Source organism: Mycolicibacterium sp. MU0050 (assembly GCF_963378085.1).
Lineage (GTDB): Bacteria > Actinomycetota > Actinomycetes > Mycobacteriales > Mycobacteriaceae > Mycobacterium > Mycobacterium wendilense.
Genome location: NZ_OY726395.1, coordinates 918,434 through 937,850, shown reverse-complemented (window position 1 = coordinate 937,850; position 19,417 = coordinate 918,434). Strand labels below are relative to the sequence as shown.

Sequence of the window (19,417 nt, the reverse complement as noted above, 5' to 3'; positions counted from 1 at the left end):
CATCCGAACGGTCGACCAAGGCCCGATCGTTGCTCGCCGAGAAGCCAGTGCCGGCCAACGCAATTGACGCTGCAGCAACATTGCTGAGTGGGGCTCCCTCGGTCGCGCCTCCCCGCAAAACCGCGGTCGCGACTGCGGCCCGCGCCCTAGGGTGACAGAAACTGCACCGCAGAGATCGGAGCGCCGATGTCCACTCAGATACGCACCGTCACCGTGCTCGGAGCCGGTGTGTTGGGTTCGCAGATCGCCTACCAGAGCGCGTTCAAGGGGTTCGCGGTCACCGTCTACGACATCGACGACGACGCGCTCGCGGTGGCCCGCCGACGGTTCGACACCCTCGTCGCCACCTACACCGCGGAGGTGCCCGGCGGCGAGGAGGGTGCGGCCACCGCGCTGGAGCGCCTCGCCCTCACCACCGATCTGAGCCAGGCCGCCGCCGAGGCCGACCTGATCATCGAGGCCATCCCGGAGGTGCTGGACCTCAAGAGGCAGACATACGGAAAGCTTGCCGCCCTCGCGCCGGCGAAGACGATCTTCGCCACCAACTCGTCGACCCTGTTGCCCAGCGACCTCAAGGATTCCACCGGGCGGCCGGACCGGTTCCTGGCGCTGCACTTCGCCAACAGGATCTGGGCGTCGAACATCGCCGAGGTGATGGGCACTGCTGAGACCGACCCGAAGGTGTTCCGGGAGGTGGTCGCCTTCGCCGAGGCCATCGGCATGGTGCCCATCGAAATCCACAAGGAGAAGGCGGGTTACGTCCTCAACACGCTGCTGGTGCCATTCCTGCGAGCGGCACTGGAACTGGTCGCCGGCGGCTACGCCGAGCCCGGCGATGTGGACAACACGTGGCGCATCGGCACCGGGGCGCCCGTCGGGCCGTTCCAGATCTACGACGTCATCGGGCTGCGCACGCCGTACAACATCATGGTCCACGGCGACGAGGAGGCGCAGCAACTGGCGACGTGGTTGAAGACCAACTACATCGACAAGGGCAAGCTGGGCCTGGAGTCCGGGCAGGGGTTCTACAAGTACATGTAATCCCGTGCGGCGACGAGATTGCCGGTATGGCGGTGCATCCGCCGCGACAACAGCCCTGACGGCAACCTCGTGGCCGACTACCGGTCCCCCCGGCCCCCGATGGCCGGCTACCGGTCCCCGATTTTCGCGGCCCGAACCAGGATCGCCAGCACCGCCGCCGCGAGAACCAGCGCCGGGACGTCACCCCACAGGTGGCCACGATGATGATCGCTGCCGAGGCTCTGCACGGCCATCACCGCGGCGTGGACCACGCTCGACACCACCGCGAACCAGATCAGGCTCAGGTGCGCCTCGGGCCGCTGGGATGCGTAGAGCAGGAAGCCCCCCAGCGTCGCGTACAGGGCGACGATCATCATGAAATAGTGCGACTGATGCGGGGCACCGTCATGCCACGCCCACCCCGACGGCCAGATCACCGCCAACGGATAGAGCAGCAGCATCAACGCGCCGATCACCACGAGCGCGAGCCGCAGCAGTGTGTAGCTGGTTGTTTTCATGCGTCCCCCCGAACACATCGATGAGCTAGCGTCGGCGCCGACGCGCCTTGAGGTAGTCCCCGACCACGGCGGCACCCAGCCCGTCGAGGTCGGGTTCGACCACTCGGCCTTCGACCCGGCGCGCCACCTGGTCGATGAAGCGGGCCAGGCCCGGGTCGCTGCCCAGCCGGAAGATGGTGACCTGAGCGCCGAGTCGGGCGATCTCGTCGAAGCCCCGCACCGTCAACCCGATGGTGCGCGGATGCGGCGGGTAATCGAAGAAGACCTCCGCCCCGTCACCGAAATCCTCGAGGTGGGCGGTGGGCTCGCCATCGGTCACGATCAGCACGACCGGTTGCGCGTTGGGATGCCGACGCAGGTGCCGGGTGGCCAACGCCAGCGCGTGATGCAGGTTGGTGCCCTGTTCGTAGACGCCCTCCAGGCCGGTCAGTTCGGCGGCCGTCACGGTGCGGGCGTGGCGGCCAAAGGCGATGATCTGCAGGTCATCCGATCGGAACCGGGTGCTCACCAGGTGATGCAGCGCCAGGGCCGTCCGCTTCATCGGCAGCCAGCGACCCTCCATCACCATCGAGAAGGACGTGTCCACCAACAGCGCGACGGCGGCCTGGGTGCGGGTCTCGGTTTCGGAGACCTCGACGTCGTCCACCGTGATCCGAATCGGTGCGACGGACTCGCCGGCCCCGCGACGCACTTCGGTGTCGGCCGACGCCGTGCGCAGCACCGCGTTGGTCAACGTACGGGTGACGTTCCACGGTTCGGTGTCCCCGAACGCCCACGGCCGGGTGGCGCCGGTCAGCTCCCCGGCCGCACCGGCCCGGCGGGTCTGCCGCTCGCCGTGGCGGCCCGAAAGCTGTTGGGCCACATCGCGCAGCGCGGCCTGTCCCAGCTGCCGCATGGCCTTCGGCGACAACCGCCACTGCCCGTCGGAACTGCGGTCCAGGAACCCCTGGTTCATCAGCGCGCGTTCGAGTTCGGACAGGGTGCGCGCGTCGACGGCGGCCTCGTCGCCGAGTTGGCGGGCCAGCATGTCCAGATCGACGTCGTCCATGGTGGCCCCGGCGTAGCTCTGCGACAGCTGCTCGGCCAACTGCTCGAGCTCGCTGATGTCGGCCAGCGCCTGCGCGCCCTCCCCCATGCCCAGCGGGTCGTCACCGGAAAACCGCTGCGAGCCATCCCAATCCTCGCCCGGGCGCGCGGCCTGCAGGTGGGAGTCCAGCCGGTTCAGGGCGTTCATCAACGACGGTGAGCCAAAGGCCTGCTGCGCCAACGCGTCGAGTTCGGCGCGCTGTTCGGCGGACAGGCTGTTGCGGAACCGCTGCGCAGCGGCGGCGCGCTTGGCCAGCGCGTCCAGCAACTCGTCGATGTTGCGCGGGTTCTCCGGAAAGAACTCGCCGTGCTTGGCCATGAAATCTTCGAAATCCTGCTGGGTGTCGGCATCCTTGGCATGCTTGTCCAGCAGGTCGTTGAGGTCGTCGAGCATGTCGTTGACGCGCTGACGGTCCTCGTCGGTGGCGTTCTCCAGGGCCTGCTTCATGCCGGCGAACCGCTGGTCAAGCATCTCCCGGCCGAGTAGATCCTTGATCTGGTCGTACTTCTCCCGGGCCTCCGGGCTGCGCCAGTCGTACTCGGAGAGCTCTTGGACGGCCTTGGCTGGGGACGGCGACAACGAATCCAGTTGCAGTTCACCGAATCTGGCATCGTCGTCGAGCGCGCGGGCCAGCTCCTTGCGCTCGGCCAGCACGGCCTCGTCTAGCAGCTTCTTGATGTCCTGCAGGGTTCCGTCGAGGTTGTTGCGCTGCAACAGTTCCCGGCGCCTGCGGTTGGCCTCGGCGGCGAGCTTGTCGGCGCCGGTCATGTTGCGGGTGCCGCGGCGCAGCATCTCCTGCAGCGCCCGGCGCGGCGACGCGCCCTCCATGACATCCTGGCCGATCGCCTCGAGCGCTTCGCGCAAATCGACCGGCGGGGCCAGCGGGTCGGGCCCGCCGGTGTAGCGCGAATACCGCGATGTCCTGGTGTGTTTCATTGGCAGCGCTCCTCGGCCTAGCCGTACACCGTCTCGCCCTCGCCCGACACCTTGTCGATGCGCTTGGCCAGGTACAGCGCCTCGAGCGCCAGCTCGATGGCCGACGCACGCTGACCGTCGGACTCGGCACCGAGGCGCTCGGCGATCTCGTCGAGCACCGGCAGGTCCGGCAGGGCGGCCAGCACGTCCTTGGCGCTGACCCGCTCGCCCGTCGTCACCGGCGAGCCCTCCTCCACGGCGGCCACCAGCGGACCGACGTCCAGCCCGCCCAGCAGCCGCTGCGCGGTGTCGGCGGTGGCGCGGCGCAGCAGATGCTCCAGGACCGCCTGCTCGCGGCCCTCCTCGCCGGACTCGAACTCCAACTTGCCGCGCAGCACGTCGACGATGGTGCTCAGGTCGACCACGCGCGCCACCGGGTCCTGCTCGCCCAGGATGGCGCCGCGGTGCCGCGCGGAGGCCGCGACCGTCTCCGCGGCGGCGATCGCGAACCGGGCCGAGACACCGGAGCGCTGGTCCACCGAGTTGGATTCGCGCAGCGCCCTGGCAAACCGGGCGGTGATCTGCAGCAGATACTCCGGCACCTCCGCCGACAGGTGCGACTCCTGGCGGATGACCCCCACCTCGGCGTCGAGTTCCAGCGGGTAGTGGGTCCGGATCTCGGCCCCGAAGCGGTCCTTCAGCGGCGTGATGATCCGGCCGCGGTTGGTGTAGTCCTCGGGGTTGGCGCTGGCCACCACCAGGACGTCGAGCGGCAGGCGCAACGTGTAACCGCGCACCTGGATGTCGCGCTCCTCCATGACGTTGAGCATCGAGACCTGGATGCGCTCGGCCAGGTCGGGGAGCTCGTTGACCGCGACGATGCCGCGGTGCGACCGCGGGATCAGGCCGTAGGCGATGGTCTCCGGGTCCCCCAGGCTGCGGCCCTCGGCCACCTTGATCGGGTCGATGTCGCCGACCAGGTCGGCGACGCTGGTGTCCGGCGTGGCGAGCTTCTCGGTGTAGCGCTCGCTGCGGTGGCGCCACTCGATGGGCAGGTCGTCACCGGACTCGCCGGCACGCCGGATCGACTCCGGGGTGATCGGGCTGTAGGGGTGCTCGCCCAACTCCGAGCCCGCGATCACCGGGGTCCACTCGTCGAGCAGATTGGCCAGCGAACGCAGCAGCCGGGTCTTGCCCTGACCGCGCTCGCCGAGCAGCACGAAGTCATGCCCGGCGATCAGAGCGCGCTCTACCTGCGGCAACACGGTGTCTTCGAAGCCGAAGATGCCGGGCCACACGTCGGTGCCGTCCGCGAGGGCGACCAGCAGGTTCTCCCGGATCTCCTGCTTGACGCTGCGCTCCTGATGGCCGGAAGCGCGCAGTTCACCGACGGTGCGAGGAAGGTTGCTAGGCGAAGTCACCTCTCCACGCTACGACGAAGGTCAAAGCGGGGCACCCGGTCCCCCGATAACCAGGGCGCCCACCTCGCTGTGCCCGACTCCGAGCGACACCGCGAATGCTGTCGGTACCCGCCGGCATTGTCTGCTCATGACAACGATTCGGGGTACCGCATTGCGCTACGTACTGACCTACGTGCTGGCCCGCAACGGACGCATGACCGTGGCGGAACTGGTCGCGGCGTTATCCCGGCTGGACTTCTCCGTGCCGGGCCGCCCGTCAAAGACGGTGTCGGACGCGTTGCGCTGGGAGGTGGGGAGAGGCCGGGTGTACCCCCGCGGCCGGGGTGTCTATGAGCCGGGGGAGATACCGCGCGGCACCGAGTACCGGATCGAGAAGCGCGTCGAGGCTCTGCGCGAGCAAGCTCGGATCCTGAACGGATGATTGGCGGCCGACGCCCCTGTGCCCCGGCGCTGACGCCAAGCCTCACCGCCGCGACGGCTACTCCCCCCTCACGAATGCCCGCCTCGTAGCGACAACTCACGCCCGCCCCGGAGGTTGTCGCTGTGAGGCGGGCAAACCGGCTACTGGTTGCCTCTCAGCAACGCAAGTGACCCAAGTGGCCGCTGTGGCGCCGGGCCTGCCCCGCGTCTGGCTGCGCGACGTTCCCGCACCCGGCGCGCGAAAATCTCGCGACTAGTGCGCGAAGTGCCGCGCGCCGGTCAGATACAGCGTGATGCCGGCCTTGGCGGCGGCCTCGGTGACCAGCTCGTCGCGCATCGACCCACCGGGGTGGACCACCGCCTTGACGCCCGCCGCGATCAGCGTCTCCAGCCCGTCCGGGAACGGGAAGAACGCGTCGGAGGCGGCCACCGCCCCCTGGGTGCGCTCGCCGGCCCGCTCGACCGCCAGCCGCGCGGCGTCGACCCGGTTGACCTGCCCCATGCCGACCCCGACGGTGGCGCCGTCCTTGGCGATGACGATCGCATTGGACTTGACCGCGCGGCCCGTGCGCCAGGCGAACTTCAGATCCGCCAGGGTGGCCGCGTCAGCCGGCTCCCCGGTGGCCAACGTCCAGTTGGCCGGGTCGTCGCCGTCGGCGTCGAACTCGTCGCGGGTCTGCACCAGCAGCCCGCCGCTGACCTGGCGGAACTCGGTGCTGCCGGACTGCGGTTCGGAAGCCACCAGGATGCGGATGTTCTTCTTGCGGGCCAGGATCTCGACGGCGCCGTCCTCGTATGCGGGCGCGATGATGACCTCGGTGAAGATGTCGGCCACGGTCTCGGCCATCTCGACGCTGACGGTCGTGTTGGTGGCAATCACCCCGCCGAAGGCACTCAACGGATCACATTCGTGGGCCTTGCGGTGCGCGTCGGCCACCGACACCGAGGAGATCGCGATGCCGCACGGGTTGGCGTGCTTGATGATGGCCACGCAGATCTCTTCGTGGTCGAAGGCCGCCCGCCAGGCCGCGTCCGAATCGGTGAAGTTGTTGTAGGACATCTCTTTACCGTGCAGCTGCTCGGCCTGCGCCAGGCCGGGCCAGGCGCCGTCGTCGCTGTAGAGCGCGGCCTGCTGATGCGGGTTCTCGCCGTAGCGCAGCACCGCCGAGCGGCGCCAGGTGCCGGCGTACCACTGCGGCAACGCGGCCGGGGCGTCGGGCCCCTCCGGCGCCAACATCGAGCCCATCCAGCTTGCCACCGTCACGTCGTACTCGGCGGTGTGCCGAAATGCCAGTGCTGCCAATCGCTTCCGCTCATCCAGCGTGAATCCGCCGGAGCGCACCGCGGCCAGGACGCCGTCGTAGCCGAGCGGGTCGACCACCACGGCCACGCTGGGATGGTTCTTGGCCGCGGCCCGGACCATCGCCGGTCCGCCGATGTCGATCTGCTCGACGCATTCGTCTTCGTCGGCACCGGAGGCCACGGTCTCGCTGAACGGGTACAGGTTGACCACCACCAGTTCGAAGGCCTCGACCCCGAGTTCCTCGAGCGCCGCAGCGTGTTCGGCCTTGCGCAGGTCGGCCAGCAGCCCGGCGTGCACCTTGGGGTGCAGGGTCTTGACCCGGCCGTCGAGCACCTCCGGGAAGCCGGTCACCTGCTCGACCGGGGTGACCGGAACACCCTGCTCGGCAATCTTTTTCGCCGTCGACCCAGTCGAGACGATGACCACGCCGGCCTCGTGCAGACCGCGCGCGAGGGCCTCCAGTCCGGTCTTGTCGTAGACGCTGATCAGCGCGCGCCGGATCGGTTTGCGCTCGGTGGTGCTGGGGGCTGCGCTCCGTGTCATCCGAATACTGCCTTTCGTCCGCTCCAGGTCACACCGCGGGTCGCGATGGTGGCCAGCACGTCCACCAGTAGTCGTCGTTCGACCACCTTGATGCGTTCGTGCAAAGTCTGTTCGTCGTCGTCGTCGAGCACCGGCACCGTCTCTTGGGCCAGGATGGGTCCGGTGTCCACGCCGTCGTCGACGAGGTGAACGGTCGTCCCGGTGACCCGGACGCCGTAAGCCAGCGCGTCGGCGACCGCATGCGCGCCGGGAAACGACGGCAGCAGCGCGGGATGGGTGTTGACCACCCGGCCCTGGAAGCGTTGCAGGAAATCCCGCCCCAGAATCCGCATGAAGCCCGCCGAGACCACCAGGTCCGGCTCATATTCCGCCACGGCGGCGGCCATCGCCGCGTCCCACGCTTCCCGATCGGGATAGTCGCGCAGCCGGACCGAGAAGGTGGGGACGCCAGCCGCTTCGGCAATGGCGCTGGCTCCGCAGTCCCGGTCGACGCCGACGGCCACCACGCGCGCCGGGTAGTCGCCGGCGGCGGCCTGCAGGAGGGACTCCAACAGCGATCCCGTGCCCGAGGCCAGCACAACGACCCGGGTCGGGGCACACGGCGGGACTGGGGGCGGTTGCTGCACGCCGAAAGCTTAGTCGGCCGGGTCGTGGCCCTGACGCGAGTGGGGCGCGTCGTTGTCGGCCTCCAGCAGATCCTCGGCGTCGGGCAGATCGTCGTCGTAGGCCACCGGCCCCGGATCGGGTGGGCCGGGCCGCTCCGGCATCACAATGATGTCCTGTTCGACGGTGTCCTCGGGGGCCAACGGTTCGAAGGCGTTGGTCTCGACATCGTCGGTGAACAGCGCCTCCTCGAACGGCTCCTCGGCGGTGGCGCTCGGCGGTTCGGGCGTCGGCTCGGCACGGCTCTCCAACTGCGCGAGCGGTTCCGTCGGCGGGGCCGGCTTGGGGCGACGGGTCAGGCCGCCGGCCATCACCACCGTCAACGCCCCGATGCCGAAGAACCACAGGAAGACCCCGGGGCCGAAGGTGGTCTGGTCCACCCCGACCGAGCCGAAGTTGCCGAGAGCGCCGCCGCCGACCGCGCCCAGGACCGCCATGGTGACCGCGGCCAGGGCCGAGGCGGCGGCCAGCTTGCCCAGGGCGGGCACCAGCGGCAGCGGGCGCCGCGCGCACTGCTGGCCCAACGCCACCCCCGAGGCCGCGCCCACGATCAGCAGGGCGACCCAGACCGGACCCAGCGGCGGCGAGGGGGCGGCCGCCAGGATGGGCAAGGCCGGGATGTCGCCGCCGAACACCGTGAACGAACTGAAGGTCGCGAAGCCGATGTGGGCGCTGGAACCCACGGCGATGGCGGCGGTCCCGATGATCACGTTGGGGATGTAGAGCACCGCCAGCAGGGTCAGGCTCAGCTGACCGAACAGCGAATCGGTGATGGCGTACAGGTCGTGCATCGTCGACCAATGCACCACCAGGGACGCCGCGGTGACCGCGCCGGACAGCCCGACCAGGGCCAGCACCCCGGCCACCGCCGGGCGGACCGCGCCGGCCAACCAGTCGGGCACCCGCGCGGCGGTGAACGCGCGGCGGCCGACCTTGGAGCCCACGCCGATCAGCGCTCCCGCGGCGTGCACACCCAACACCGAGGCGAAGGCGTGCAGGGCGCTGGGGGTCTGCAGTTCCGTCAGGACCGAGGCCGCGTCGTGGATGACCGCCAGCGCGATGGCCGCGATCAGCAGCGGTCCGCCGAGCGCCGAGGCCACCACCCAGCGGATCACGAACCAGCTGGAGCCGGGATGGGTGGCCGCGGCGGTGGTGCGGGCCGTGGCCCACACCATGATCAACAGCGGCAGCAGCGGCATGACACCGAGTTCGCGTCCGCCGATCGAGATGGGCACGCCGTGGACGCCGAGCCACATACTGGCGACGGCACCGAAGGTGCCCGTCATGTCGCTGTTGGCGATCACCAATTGCAGCAGCACCACTGCCGCGATGACCGCCAACGCGACGATGGCCGGGCCGAATGCGACCCGGACCAGATCACGCGCCTGGCGTGCGCCCGCCGTGGGGTTGTCGTGCATTCACATCCACGATGCCCGCACCCAGCGCGCGGCTAGGTGCGGGCATTCCTGGTTACGACGACGAGGATCCGCTGGACGGCGGCTGGGTGGGCGCCTGTTGGGTGGGTGCGCTCGGGGAGATGCCACCGCTGGAGCCACCGATGCCCGGCGGCGGGCTGAAGCTCGGGTATCCGGTCGGCGGAGTGGGCGAACCCTGCTGGGCGCCACCCTGCTGCGGGGCGCCCTGCTGCGGGGCACCGAAGCCGCCCGCGGACTGGGGCTGCTGCGGGTAGCCGCCGTACTGCGAGGGGTATCCGGGCCGCTGACCGGGGCCGGGCACCGGCTGGCTGGGCTGACCGTAGTAACCCCCGGGCGGGCCATACTGCCCGTACTGGTTCTGGTCGTACCGGGGCCGCGGCGCGGGCGGGGTGATGACGCCCGAGTCGAACAGCAGCGCCACGATGGCGGCGACGGCCTGCAGGATGGTGGCGGCCAAGAAGACCCAGAACGCCCAGCCGACGGAGAAGCCCTCCGGCTTGCCGAGCAGGTCCGACAGCGCCAGCAGCGCACCGAGGGTGGCCAGCACCGCAACCACGGCGTGGTAGTTGTTGGCCTTCGGCAGCAGGCCGACACCGGCCAGCAGCGCCGCGGCGAGCGCGGCCAGGATGGGCAGCCCGCTACCCCCGGCGGTCACCTCACTGACGAAGGGACCGACCTCCGCGCTGAGGGTGAACATCGGGCCGAAGGTCAGCAGGTACGCGATGAGACCGAGGGCCGCGACGGCGACCGACAGGTACAGCGGCAGCTTGCTCGGTCCGGACTCGGCAGCCGGGCTGAACTGGGCCGGCGCGCCGTACGAGCCGGGCTGCTGTGCAGATGGGTAGCCGGAGCTACCGGGTGAGCCTGGTGAGTAGGTCATGACCTCTCCTGTGTCGGTGGGCGCCGCTCCCCGCGACGCTGTCGTGACCGCGATCGGCAGTCGCCGAACAGTATTGCGTCGGCGATCTGACCACGATTCGACCACCCACGCTAGCGCACCTTGGGGGCTCTGCCACTCGCCAATACGCCGTGTCCGCACACTCAGGCGGGGATCAGCACCGGGGCGTCCGCCGAATTCTGCTCGCTGGCCTCGATTTCCCGGACCAGCGGTAGCACCTTGGTGCCGAAATATTCGATTTCCTCCTGAAAGTGCAGGAAGCCCCCCAGGATCAGGTCGACGCCGCGTTTGCGGTACGCCGCGATGCGTTCGGCGATCTGCTCGGGTGTGCCGATCAGGCCGGTGCGGAAACCGTCGTTGTACTGGACCAGGTCCTCGAACGACGAGTCGGCCCACATCCCCTTCTTGTCGGCGGTGGAGTTACCGGCCTGCTGGACCGCGCTGCGGAAGCCTTCGACGGCGGGCTTGTTGGCCTTGGCGATGATCTCGCGCAGCGTTTCGTGCGCCTCCTTCTCGGTGTCCCTGGCGATGATGAAGCCGTTCAGGCCGAACTTGACCTCGCGGTTGGCGTCGCGGGCGTGGTCGCGGACCTCGACCACCTGCTCGGTGAGCCCGTCGTAGTCCTTGCCGTTGGAGAAGTACCAGTCGGCGTAGTAGCCACCGTTGCGGCGGGCCGCCGTCGAGTTGCCGCCCTGGAACAGCTCGGGGTTGGGCCGCTCGGCGGTGTTGAGCGGCTTGGGCTTGAGCGTGAAGTCGTGGATCCGATAGAAGTCACCCCGGAAGTCCACGTCATCCTCGGTCCAGATCTTGCGCAGCACCTGTAGGAACTCCGCGCTGCGCCGGTAGCGCTCGTCGTGCTCCAGCCACGGCTCCCCGAGGTGGGTGAACTCGTCCTTGAACCAGCCCGAGACGACGTTGACCGCGAAGCGGCCGCCGGAGAGCTGGTCGGCGGTGGCGCCGAGTTTGGCCAGCACGCCCGGCTGCCACAGGCCCGGGTGCACCGCGGCGATGACCTTGAGACGCTGGGTGGCCAGCAGCAGCGCCAGGCTGAAGCTGGTCGATTCGTGCTGGTATTCGGCGCCGTAGCTGGCCTCGTACCGCACCTGGGACAGGGCGTACTCGAACCCGTTGTTCTCCGCGGTCTGGGCCAGATTCGCGTTGTACTCGTAGTTCCAGTCGGTGCGCTGCTCGATGTCACTGGTGACCAGGCCGCCACTGACATTGGGCACCCAATAGGCGAACTTGACGTGATCGGCGATGCGTTCAGTGCTCATGGTCGCCATCAGACCGGGCGGAGTCCGCAACGTCACCCATTTAAATCGCCCAGCGCCCAATGGCTCCTTGCCATCCTGATTAGAACACGTTCTAATTCTGGCCATGGACTTTGGGCTCGTGTTGTTCACCAGCGATCGCGGAATCACCCCGGCCGCGGCGGCCAAGCTCGCCGATGACCACGGCTTTACCACCTTCTACGTGCCGGAGCACACCCACATTCCGGTCAAACGTCAGGCCGCCCACCCCACCACCGGCGACGAGACGCTGCCCGATGACCGCTACATGCGCACGTTGGATCCGTGGGTGGCGCTGGCCACCGCCAGCGCCGTCACCAGCCGGGTACGCCTGTCCACCGCGGTGGCGCTGCCCGTCGAGCACGACCCCATCTCCTTGGCCAAGACCATCGCCACGTTGGATCACCTCTCCGGTGGCCGGGTGTCCGTCGGCGTCGGATTCGGCTGGAACACCGACGAACTGGCCGACCACAACGTCCCGCCCGCCCGTCGGCGCACCATGTTGCGGGAGTACCTCGAGGCCATGCGCGAGCTCTGGACCAAGGAAGAGGCGGCCTACGAGGGGGAATTCGTGAACTTCGGGCCGTCGTGGTCGTGGCCCAAGCCGATCCAGTCGCATGTCCCGGTGCTGGTGGGCGCCGCGGGCACGGAGAAGAACTTCAAATGGATCGCCCGCTCCGCCGACGGCTGGATCACCACCCCGCGCGACTTCAACATCGACGAGCCGGTGAAGCTGCTGCACGACATCTGGGCATCCGCGGGCCGCGAGGGCAAGCCGCAGATCGTGGCGCTCGACTTCAAGCCGGACCCCGAGAAGCTGGCCCATTGGAAGCAACTCGGCGTCACCGAGGTGTTGTTCGGCCTGCCGGACAAGTCCGAGGACGAGGTCGCCGCTTACGTGGAGCGCCTCGCCGGCAAGCTCGCCGCCCTCGACCTCTGACCCCCGCAAGCCCAACTACCCGCGAGCGTGCGGGTCCCCGGCCGACACACCGAGGAGATCGCGTGGTTTGCGCACGTTCGGGGGTGTGCCGTTACGCCAGTCGCGCCTGGTTCGTCCCGTCGCCGGCGGTCACCGAAACCCGTTGCCCCAGTGGGTCTCCCCCGGCCATCAGCGCCACCAGATCGGCGTCGGTGCTGGTTGCCATGAACCGGCTGCCGTCGTCGAGTCGGCCGATGATGATCCCGGTGGTCACCGGCCAGTCGTAGCGCACCGAGTAGGTCTCGATGACCCCGGTGGCGTCGACGTCGCGGGTGACGGCCACCTCGGGTAGCGCGGCTATCTGCGCCTGCAGCGCCGCGCTCCGGTCGGCGACCCAGTCCGCGGGCTCGGTGGAGTAGACGCCCACCGAGTACTTCGTCATCACCCCGCCGTTGGCGCCGACGAGGCCGAATTGCCCCGGCCGGCCCCGCATCTCACACACCGTTTCGGCGATCCCGTGCAGGGAGTAGGTGTTGCCCGGCCCGCCGAAGAACGGCAGCCCGCCGGTCAGAGTCAGACCACGCGGGTCGTCGGTGGCCAGCCCGTGCGTGTCGCAGACGGTGAACACCGGGAACGGGAAGCAGCTGTACAGGTCGAAGCTCGACACCTGATCCAGCCCGATCCCGGCGACCCGAAGCGCTTCTGTCACAGCAAGTTCAGCGGACACGCTGGTGCCCAGATCCGCCCGCACCAGCAGCTCTTGCTCGACGAGGTCGGCGTGACCCCGCAGGTACACCCACTTGTCCTCGGGCACACCGAGGCGCTGCGCGGCCGCCACCGCCATCACCACCGCGGCGGCGCCCTGGTTCACCTGGTCGCGGGCCACCATCAACCGCGGATAGGGGTCGCAGATCATCCGGTTCTCGGCGGTGACCGTCATCAACTCGTCGACCGAGCGCTCCACCGGCGATGCCGAGAATGGGTTCTTGGCAGCGACTTTGGAGAACGGCGCGAACAACTCGGCCATCTGGCGGCGGTAGTCGTCGACGCTGCACCCGAGCTTCGCGCGCCGTGCGTTGTCCAGCAACCCGTACTGCACGGGGGCCCCGGTCAAACCGTGCTTGACGGTGTATTCGTTCATGTACTGCTCGTAGCCGAAACCGCGGTCCTCGAGTTGGCCGCCGATGCGCTCGGTGAAGTCGGGCTTGTCGCCGGCCGACCGCTTGGCGAAAGTCTTGAGGGTGGAGCCGTTCTCGGAGCCGAGGATCAGCGCGACTTCGATTGTGCCGTCGGCGATTTCCCCAGCGAACTCCGTCATCAGCTTCTGCGGGCCGTTGCCGCCGATCGGCTCGAGGACTGCCCGAGCCGGGTTCGCGCCCACCCGCTGCGCCACCGACCGGACGTAGTTGTCGGAGGCGCCCAGCGGCGGGGGTTGCGGGGTGCAGATTTCGAACTGCCGCAGACCGGCGAACACCTCGATGGCCGCCGCGACGGCGGTCGGGTCGACACCGGTGTCGGCGAGCGCGGCGCGGACCGCCTCGGTGGCCAGCTCGACCGCGGACATGCCGCGGTAGTCCGGATCGTCGATGCGCTCGGTGAACTGCCCGACTCCGACCACGACCGGTGTGCGCGGATCGACCATGAGCAACCTCCACCTCTTCTTTTCCATCGCGCGAGCGGGCGCGTCCCCGGTGCGACACGCCGCAGTTTGACCGGGTTTTACGCACATTGGCGGGGTTACACCCGCCACCTAATTCGTCAGGCTAACCGATATACACGCGACAACGTGAACCGCTCCCCGCAGATGGCGCGGACCATGGCGGGCGTACGCGCCCGGCGAACGTGCGCAGACCCCGGATTTCACCCGGCGTGTCGGCCGGGGACATGCCCGCTCGCGCTGAATAGCTGAATAGATGCCGCACCGCACTGGACAACGCTGTCACTTAGTGACACCCTGAGGCATGTCACTAAGTGACAGAAGGGAGGCGACCGTGGCCGACAATCGCTCCGAGGCCCGACTCGCGGTGTCCCGACTGGCCTGCGACCTGTTCTGGGAACGCGGGGTGGCGGGAACCAGCGGTGACGACATCGCCGCGGCCGCCGGCCTGTCGACCCGCACCATCTGGCGGTACTTCCGGACCAAGGAAAGCTGCGTCGAGCCGATGTTGGCGCGCACCGTCGACCGCTTCATCGGGATGTTGCAGCGCTGGCCGCCGGAGTTGTCGCTCGCCGAGCACCTGGCCGCGGACAGCGCCGCGTATCCGCTGACTCCGCAGGAGGTCGCCGACGAGATCAGCGCCATGCGTATCGCCACCATGTCCACGTCGGAACCGGCGCTGCGCACGGCCTACCTGATGGTGCACGACCAGATGGAGCGCGGCTTCATCCCGGTCATCGCCGACCGACTGCGCCTCGAGGAGTCCGACCTGACGGTTCGGCTCTGCGCGGCCGCTGTCACCGCAGCGTTCCGCGTGGTCGACGAGGACGTCAGTCACGCGGTGATCGTCGAAGGGAAGGCCGTCACCGCGCAGGAGGCACTGGCGCTCATCGACCGCGCGATCCAGGAAGCCACCAACGGCCGCCTCGGCGGTCCCGTCACCCCATGACCTACCAAAAAGGAGCCACAATGGCACTGCCCGAACTGATCTCGGTGGAGGACTTCTTCAGTTCACCCGACCGCATCCTGGCGCAGATCTCCCCCGACGGCCGCCGGATCGCCTACCTGGCGCCGTGGCGGGACCGCCTCAACGTGTGGGTGCACGGCATCGACGACCACGGTTCGCCCACCGGCGAACCCCGCTGCGTCACGGCCGACGAAACCCGCAGCGTGGTCATCTACCACTGGACCGACGACCCGCGCTGGATGCTCTATCTCCAGGACGGCGGCGGCGACGAGAACTGGCACGTCTACCGGGTGGACCTCGATGAGCCCGCGGCCGCCGCCGTCGACCTCACTCCGTTCCCCGGCGTCCGGGCCATACTCACCATCCCCAAGGGCCGCCGGGGCAAGGCGATCGTCCAACTCAACAAGCGCAACCCCGAACTGTTCGACCCCTACGAACTCGATATCGCGACCGGCGAACTCACCCTGCTCGCCGAGAACCCCGGCCACATCATGGAGTGGTTGTCCAGCCGCACCGGCGAGCTGTTCAACTCGTCGATGACCCCCGAGGGTGACATCGAACTGTCGCACTGGGACAAGGCATCCGGGACGCTGCGCGTCATCACCCGGTATTCGGGCCTCGACTATCCGGTGGGCGTGTTTCCCACCGAGGTCACTCCCGACGGCACCGGGATCTGGGTCGGTTCCAACAAGGGCAGCGACCGTACGCGGCTGGTCCGCGTCGACGTCGAGTCCGGCGAGGAGACCGAGGTGGACAGTCATCCCGCCCACGAGCTGTCCGTCCAGCTGGGCCTGCCGACCCCGCTGATTCTCGACGCGCGTACCGGGGAACTACTCGGCGCCCGCTACTACGGCGAACGTCAGGTCATCCACCCGCTGGACGCGAATTTCGCTGCGGTACTGGAGAATCTGTCCACCCTGTCGGACGGCGACCTGGCGACCATCTCGTCCGACGACAGCGGCCGGCGCTGGGTGGTGAGTTTCACCCACGATCGCGACCCCGCCGTCACCTACTTCTACAACCATGCGACCGGCGAGAGCCGACTGCTGTTCCGTCCGTATCCGAGGCTGGACCCCGACGCGCTGGCCCCGATGACACCGGTCGCCCTCACCGCACGCGACGGGCTCGACCTACACGGATACCTGACGTTGCCCGTCGGCGTCGAGCCCACCAACCTGCCGATGGTGCTGCTGGTCCACGGCGGACCGTGGGCACGCGACTCATGGACCTTCCAGCCGGAGGTCCAGATGCTGGCCAACCGCGGATATGCGGTGCTGCAGGTCAACTTTCGCGGCTCCACCGGTTATGGCAAGGCCTTCACGCAAGCCGCGGTCGGCGAGCTCGCCGGCCGGATGCACGACGACCTGATCGACGCCGTGGACTGGGCCGTCGAGCAGGGGTATGCCGACCGCGAGCGGGTGGCGATCTTCGGTGCCTCCTATGGCGGCTACGCGGCCCTGGTGGGAGTGACGTTCACCCCGGATGTCTTCGCCGCGGCCATCGACTACGTCGGTATCTCCAACCTCGCCAATTTCATGCGAACGCTACCGAATGTCGCCCGGCCGTTCCTGACCAACAACTGGTACCGGTATGTGGGCGACCCGTCGGATCCGCGGCAGGAGGCCGACATGCTGGCCCGCTCGCCGATCACCTATGTCGAGAAGATCCGCACGCCGCTTCTGGTTGTGCAGGGCGCCAACGACTCTCGGGTGGTCCAGGCCGAATCGGACAACATGGTCGCGGCATTGCGGGCCCGCGGGGTCGACGTCGAGTACCTGGTCAAGGCCGACGAGGGGCACGGCTTCCTCAACCCGGACAACCAGATCGACCTGTACCACGCCGTCGAACGGTTCCTGGCCCAACACCTGGGCGGTCGGGTCTGACCCGGCACTACGCGAACGCCCAGGAAAGACGAAGGCCCCCGAAATCCTCGGATTTCGGGGGCCTTCGCGCGTTGAACTACAGGCTTTCCAGGATCTCCCGGGCCAGCTTGGCGGTGGCCGACGGGGTCTTGCCGACCTTCACGCCGGCGGCCTCGAGGGCCTCCTGCTTGGCCGCGGCGGTGCCCGACGAGCCCGACACGATGGCGCCGGCGTGGCCCATGGTCTTGCCCTCCGGGGCGGTGAAGCCCGCGACATAGCCGACGACCGGCTTGGTGACGTTGGCCTTGATGTAGTCGGCGGCCCGCTCCTCGGCGTCGCCGCCGATTTCGCCGATCATCACGATGATCTTGGTCTCCGGGTCCTTCTCGAACGCGGCGATGGCGTCGATGTGGGTGGTCCCGATGACCGGGTCACCGCCGATGCCGATGGCGGTGGAGAAGCCGAGATCGCGCAGCTCGTACATCATCTGGTAGGTCAGCGTGCCGGACTTCGACACCAGGCCGATCGGTCCCTTGCCGGTGATGTTGTTCGGCGTGATGCCGACCAGCGACTCACCCGGGGTGATGATGCCGGGGCAGTTGGGGCCGATGATCCGGGTCTTCTCACCCTTCTCGACGTTGTAGGCCCACGCATAGGCGGTGTCCTGCACCGGGATTCCCTCGGTGATGACCACCAGCAGCGGGATCTCGGCGTCGATGGCCTCGATGATCGCGTCCTTGGAGAACGCCGGCGGGACGAAGGCGATCGACACGTCGGCGCCGGTCTCCTTCATGGCCTCGGCGACCGAGCCGAACACGGGCAACTCGACGTCGTTGCCGTCTTTGTCCTTGTGCGCCACGGTGGTGCCGGCCTTGCGGGCGTTCACACCGCCGACCACCTGGGTGCCGGCCTTGAGCATCAGTGCGGTGTGCTTGGTGCCCTCGCCGCCGGTGATGCCCTGGACGATGACCTTGGAGTCCTTGTTCAAAAAGATCGACATTGCAAACTCCCTTACTTGCTCGCCAGCTCGGCGGCCTTGTCAGCACCCGAGTCCATCGTGTCGGCCTGGATCACCAGCGGGTGGTTGGCCTCGGACAGGATGCGACGGCCCTCGTCGACGTTGTTGCCGTCCAGCCGCACGACCAGCGGCTTGTTGGCCTCGTCGCCGAGGATCTGCAGCGCCTTGACGATGCCGTTGGCCACCGCGTCACAGGCGGTGATGCCGCCGAACACGTTGACGAACACGCTCTTGACCTGGGCGTCGTTCAGGATGACGTCCAGGCCGGCGGCCATCACCTCGGCCGAGGCGCCGCCACCGATGTCCAGGAAGTTGGCCGGCTTGACCCCGCCGTGGTTCTCGCCCGCGTAGGCGACCACGTCCAGCGTCGACATGACCAGGCCCGCGCCGTTGCCGATGATCCCGACCTGACCGTCGAGCTTGACGTAGTTGAGGTCGTTCTCCTTGGCCTTCTGCTCCAGCGGGTCCGCGGCGTCCTTGTCCTCGAACTCGGCGTGCCCGGGCTGGCGGAAGTCGGCGTTGGCGTCGAGGGTGACCTTGCCGTCGAGCGCCAGGATCTGATCGTCGGGGGTGCGCACCAGCGGGTTGACCTCGACCAGGGTGGCGTCCTCGGCGACGAAGACCTCCCACAGCTTCTGGATGGTCACCGCGGCGGCGTCAAGCACCTCGGCGGGCAGGTGGCCCTGCTCGGCGATCGAGCGGGCGGTGGCCAGGTCGACCCCCTTGACGGCGTCGACGGGGACCTTGGCGAGCCGCTCAGGCTTGGTGGCGGCGACCTCTTCGATCTCCATGCCGCCCTCGACGGAGCACATCGCCAGGTAGGTGCGGTTCGCGCGGTCGAGCAGGAAGGAGATGTAGTACTCCTCCGCGATGTCACTGGCCTCGGCGACCAGGAGCTTCTTGACGACGTGACCCTTGATGTCCAGGCCGAGGATGTTGCCGGCGTGGGTGAGGGCGTCCTCGGGGGTGGCGGCATACTTCACGCCGCCGGCCTTGCCGCGGCCACCGACCTTGACCTGCGCCTTGACCATCACCGGCTTGCCGATCTCCTCGGCGATCGCCTTCGCGTCCTCGGCGGAATCGGTGACCCGACCAGGCGTGGTCGGAACGTTGTGCTTGGCGAATAGTTCCTTCGCCTGGTACTCGAAAAGGTCCATATCTTCCTAACTGGGGCACAGTCTCTGCCGGCTTGACGGCGATGACGGTTTGAGGCGTGGAGCCTCGGGGAACTTTATCGACACGGCTGCGATCGACTCGCACCACCCACCGGTGTTGTGGTAGATGTCACCGCGCGGACACTCGTGATACAAGTCACATTCCGCCGCGGAATACTTCTTTAGGTTGCCACCTCCATTGGAATTTGGTTAACGTCTCTCCTGGCTTCGATAACGCTTTGGTCACGACGCAAGGGACGTTTCAGGTTGGCAACGCACCGCTCGACACCGCGCTCACATGCGGATACGTCGACGAAGGCCCGCCAT

At 68.4% G+C, this 19,417-nt stretch carries 16 protein-coding genes; 5 read left to right on the top strand and 11 right to left on the bottom strand.

Annotated elements, in window-relative coordinates; all coding sequences use genetic code 11:
* Positions 1-186 precede the first annotated feature (186 nt).
* Positions 187-1,041 carry a 3-hydroxyacyl-CoA dehydrogenase gene (locus tag R2K23_RS04465; RefSeq protein WP_316514619.1) on the top strand — a complete coding sequence of 285 codons (855 nt, stop codon included), beginning with the start codon at positions 187-189 and terminating at the stop codon, positions 1,039-1,041.
* Between the two features lie 107 nt (positions 1,042-1,148).
* Here the strand turns inward: R2K23_RS04465 and R2K23_RS04460 are convergent, their stop codons facing one another.
* The 3 genes from R2K23_RS04460 to R2K23_RS04450 are packed head-to-tail and all read right to left on the bottom strand — an operon-like array spanning position 1,149 to position 4,961.
* Positions 1,149-1,538: a DUF6632 domain-containing protein gene (locus R2K23_RS04460; RefSeq protein ID WP_316514618.1), complete on the bottom strand. Its 390-nt coding sequence runs from the start codon at positions 1,536-1,538 to the stop codon at positions 1,149-1,151.
* A gap of 25 nt (positions 1,539-1,563) precedes the next feature.
* Positions 1,564-3,561, bottom strand: coding sequence for a vWA domain-containing protein (locus tag R2K23_RS04455; protein ID WP_316514616.1), 1,998 nt, complete (start codon positions 3,559-3,561; stop codon positions 1,564-1,566).
* Positions 3,562-3,578: 17 nt separating this feature from the next.
* Positions 3,579-4,961, bottom strand: coding sequence for an ATP-binding protein (locus R2K23_RS04450; protein WP_316514614.1), 1,383 nt, complete (start codon positions 4,959-4,961; stop codon positions 3,579-3,581).
* 127 nt (positions 4,962-5,088) lie between these two features.
* Here R2K23_RS04450 and R2K23_RS04445 point away from each other — a divergent pair, with 127 nt between their 5' ends.
* Complete coding sequence (locus R2K23_RS04445) at positions 5,089-5,382, top strand: hypothetical protein (RefSeq protein WP_316514613.1); 294 nt, start codon at positions 5,089-5,091, stop codon at positions 5,380-5,382.
* Between the two features lie 252 nt (positions 5,383-5,634).
* Here the strand turns inward: R2K23_RS04445 and purH are convergent, their stop codons facing one another.
* The 5 genes from purH to sfnG form a co-directional block, all read right to left on the bottom strand.
* Entirely contained in the window at positions 5,635-7,227 is a 1,593-nt protein-coding gene (gene purH / locus R2K23_RS04440) for a bifunctional phosphoribosylaminoimidazolecarboxamide formyltransferase/IMP cyclohydrolase (protein WP_316514611.1), read from the bottom strand.
* Positions 7,224-7,853 (bottom strand): phosphoribosylglycinamide formyltransferase, encoded by a 630-nt coding sequence (gene purN / locus R2K23_RS04435; RefSeq protein ID WP_316514609.1) that lies wholly within the window; start codon positions 7,851-7,853, stop codon positions 7,224-7,226. The genes purH and purN overlap by 4 nt, the downstream gene beginning before the upstream one ends.
* Before the next feature lie 9 nt (positions 7,854-7,862).
* Entirely contained in the window at positions 7,863-9,308 is a 1,446-nt protein-coding gene (locus R2K23_RS04430) for a cell division protein PerM (protein WP_316514607.1), read from the bottom strand.
* A 52-nt stretch (positions 9,309-9,360) separates the two neighbouring features.
* Positions 9,361-10,206: a DUF5336 domain-containing protein gene (locus R2K23_RS04425; protein WP_316514605.1), complete on the bottom strand. Its 846-nt coding sequence runs from the start codon at positions 10,204-10,206 to the stop codon at positions 9,361-9,363.
* Between the two features lie 161 nt (positions 10,207-10,367).
* Complete coding sequence (gene sfnG, locus R2K23_RS04420) at positions 10,368-11,498, bottom strand: dimethylsulfone monooxygenase SfnG (RefSeq protein WP_316514603.1); 1,131 nt, start codon at positions 11,496-11,498, stop codon at positions 10,368-10,370.
* Positions 11,499-11,601: 103 nt separating this feature from the next.
* On the opposite strand from sfnG, the gene R2K23_RS04415 reads away from it, so the two are divergent.
* Positions 11,602-12,453 carry an LLM class F420-dependent oxidoreductase gene (locus R2K23_RS04415; protein WP_316514601.1) on the top strand — a complete coding sequence of 284 codons (852 nt, stop codon included), beginning with the start codon at positions 11,602-11,604 and terminating at the stop codon, positions 12,451-12,453.
* Between the two features lie 91 nt (positions 12,454-12,544).
* On the opposite strand, the gene R2K23_RS04410 is transcribed toward R2K23_RS04415, so the two are convergent.
* The gene (locus R2K23_RS04410; protein WP_316514599.1) at positions 12,545-14,074 is read right to left on the bottom strand and encodes an acetyl-CoA acetyltransferase; all 1,530 of its coding nucleotides are present in this window, start codon (positions 14,072-14,074) and stop codon (positions 12,545-12,547) included.
* 349 nt (positions 14,075-14,423) lie between these two features.
* Here R2K23_RS04410 and R2K23_RS04405 point away from each other — a divergent pair, with 349 nt between their 5' ends.
* Positions 14,424-15,038, top strand: a complete 615-nt coding sequence (locus tag R2K23_RS04405; protein ID WP_316514598.1) for a TetR/AcrR family transcriptional regulator — start codon at positions 14,424-14,426, stop codon at positions 15,036-15,038.
* A gap of 20 nt (positions 15,039-15,058) precedes the next feature.
* Positions 15,059-16,939 carry a S9 family peptidase gene (locus R2K23_RS04400; protein ID WP_316514597.1) on the top strand — a complete coding sequence of 627 codons (1,881 nt, stop codon included), beginning with the start codon at positions 15,059-15,061 and terminating at the stop codon, positions 16,937-16,939.
* A gap of 76 nt (positions 16,940-17,015) precedes the next feature.
* Here R2K23_RS04400 and sucD read toward each other — a convergent pair whose 3' ends face one another.
* Both sucD and sucC read right to left on the bottom strand, forming a co-directional pair.
* Positions 17,016-17,918, bottom strand: coding sequence for a succinate--CoA ligase subunit alpha (gene sucD, locus R2K23_RS04395; protein ID WP_316514596.1), 903 nt, complete (start codon positions 17,916-17,918; stop codon positions 17,016-17,018).
* Positions 17,919-17,929: 11 nt separating this feature from the next.
* Entirely contained in the window at positions 17,930-19,093 is a 1,164-nt protein-coding gene (gene sucC / locus R2K23_RS04390; protein ID WP_316514595.1) for an ADP-forming succinate--CoA ligase subunit beta, read from the bottom strand.
* Positions 19,094-19,417 lie beyond the last annotated feature (324 nt).

Excerpts from the sequence above, each read along its gene's own strand:
- R2K23_RS04465 (WP_316514619.1), top strand. The coding sequence starts at position 187 with ATGTCCACTCAGATACGCACCGTCACCGTGCTCGGAGCCGGTGTGTTG.
- R2K23_RS04460 (WP_316514618.1), bottom strand. The coding sequence starts at position 1,538 with ATGAAAACAACCAGCTACACACTGCTGCGGCTCGCGCTCGTGGTGATC.
- R2K23_RS04455 (WP_316514616.1), bottom strand. The coding sequence starts at position 3,561 with ATGAAACACACCAGGACATCGCGGTATTCGCGCTACACCGGCGGGCCC.
- R2K23_RS04445 (WP_316514613.1), top strand. The coding sequence starts at position 5,089 with ATGACAACGATTCGGGGTACCGCATTGCGCTACGTACTGACCTACGTG.
- purH (WP_316514611.1), bottom strand. The coding sequence starts at position 7,227 with ATGACACGGAGCGCAGCCCCCAGCACCACCGAGCGCAAACCGATCCGG.
- R2K23_RS04430 (WP_316514607.1), bottom strand. The coding sequence starts at position 9,308 with ATGCACGACAACCCCACGGCGGGCGCACGCCAGGCGCGTGATCTGGTC.
- R2K23_RS04425 (WP_316514605.1), bottom strand. The coding sequence starts at position 10,206 with ATGACCTACTCACCAGGCTCACCCGGTAGCTCCGGCTACCCATCTGCA.
- sfnG (WP_316514603.1), bottom strand. The coding sequence starts at position 11,498 with ATGAGCACTGAACGCATCGCCGATCACGTCAAGTTCGCCTATTGGGTG.
- R2K23_RS04415 (WP_316514601.1), top strand. The coding sequence starts at position 11,602 with ATGGACTTTGGGCTCGTGTTGTTCACCAGCGATCGCGGAATCACCCCG.
- R2K23_RS04410 (WP_316514599.1), bottom strand. The coding sequence starts at position 14,074 with ATGGTCGATCCGCGCACACCGGTCGTGGTCGGAGTCGGGCAGTTCACC.
- R2K23_RS04400 (WP_316514597.1), top strand. The coding sequence starts at position 15,059 with ATGGCACTGCCCGAACTGATCTCGGTGGAGGACTTCTTCAGTTCACCC.
- sucD (WP_316514596.1), bottom strand. The coding sequence starts at position 17,918 with ATGTCGATCTTTTTGAACAAGGACTCCAAGGTCATCGTCCAGGGCATC.
- sucC (WP_316514595.1), bottom strand. The coding sequence starts at position 19,093 with ATGGACCTTTTCGAGTACCAGGCGAAGGAACTATTCGCCAAGCACAAC.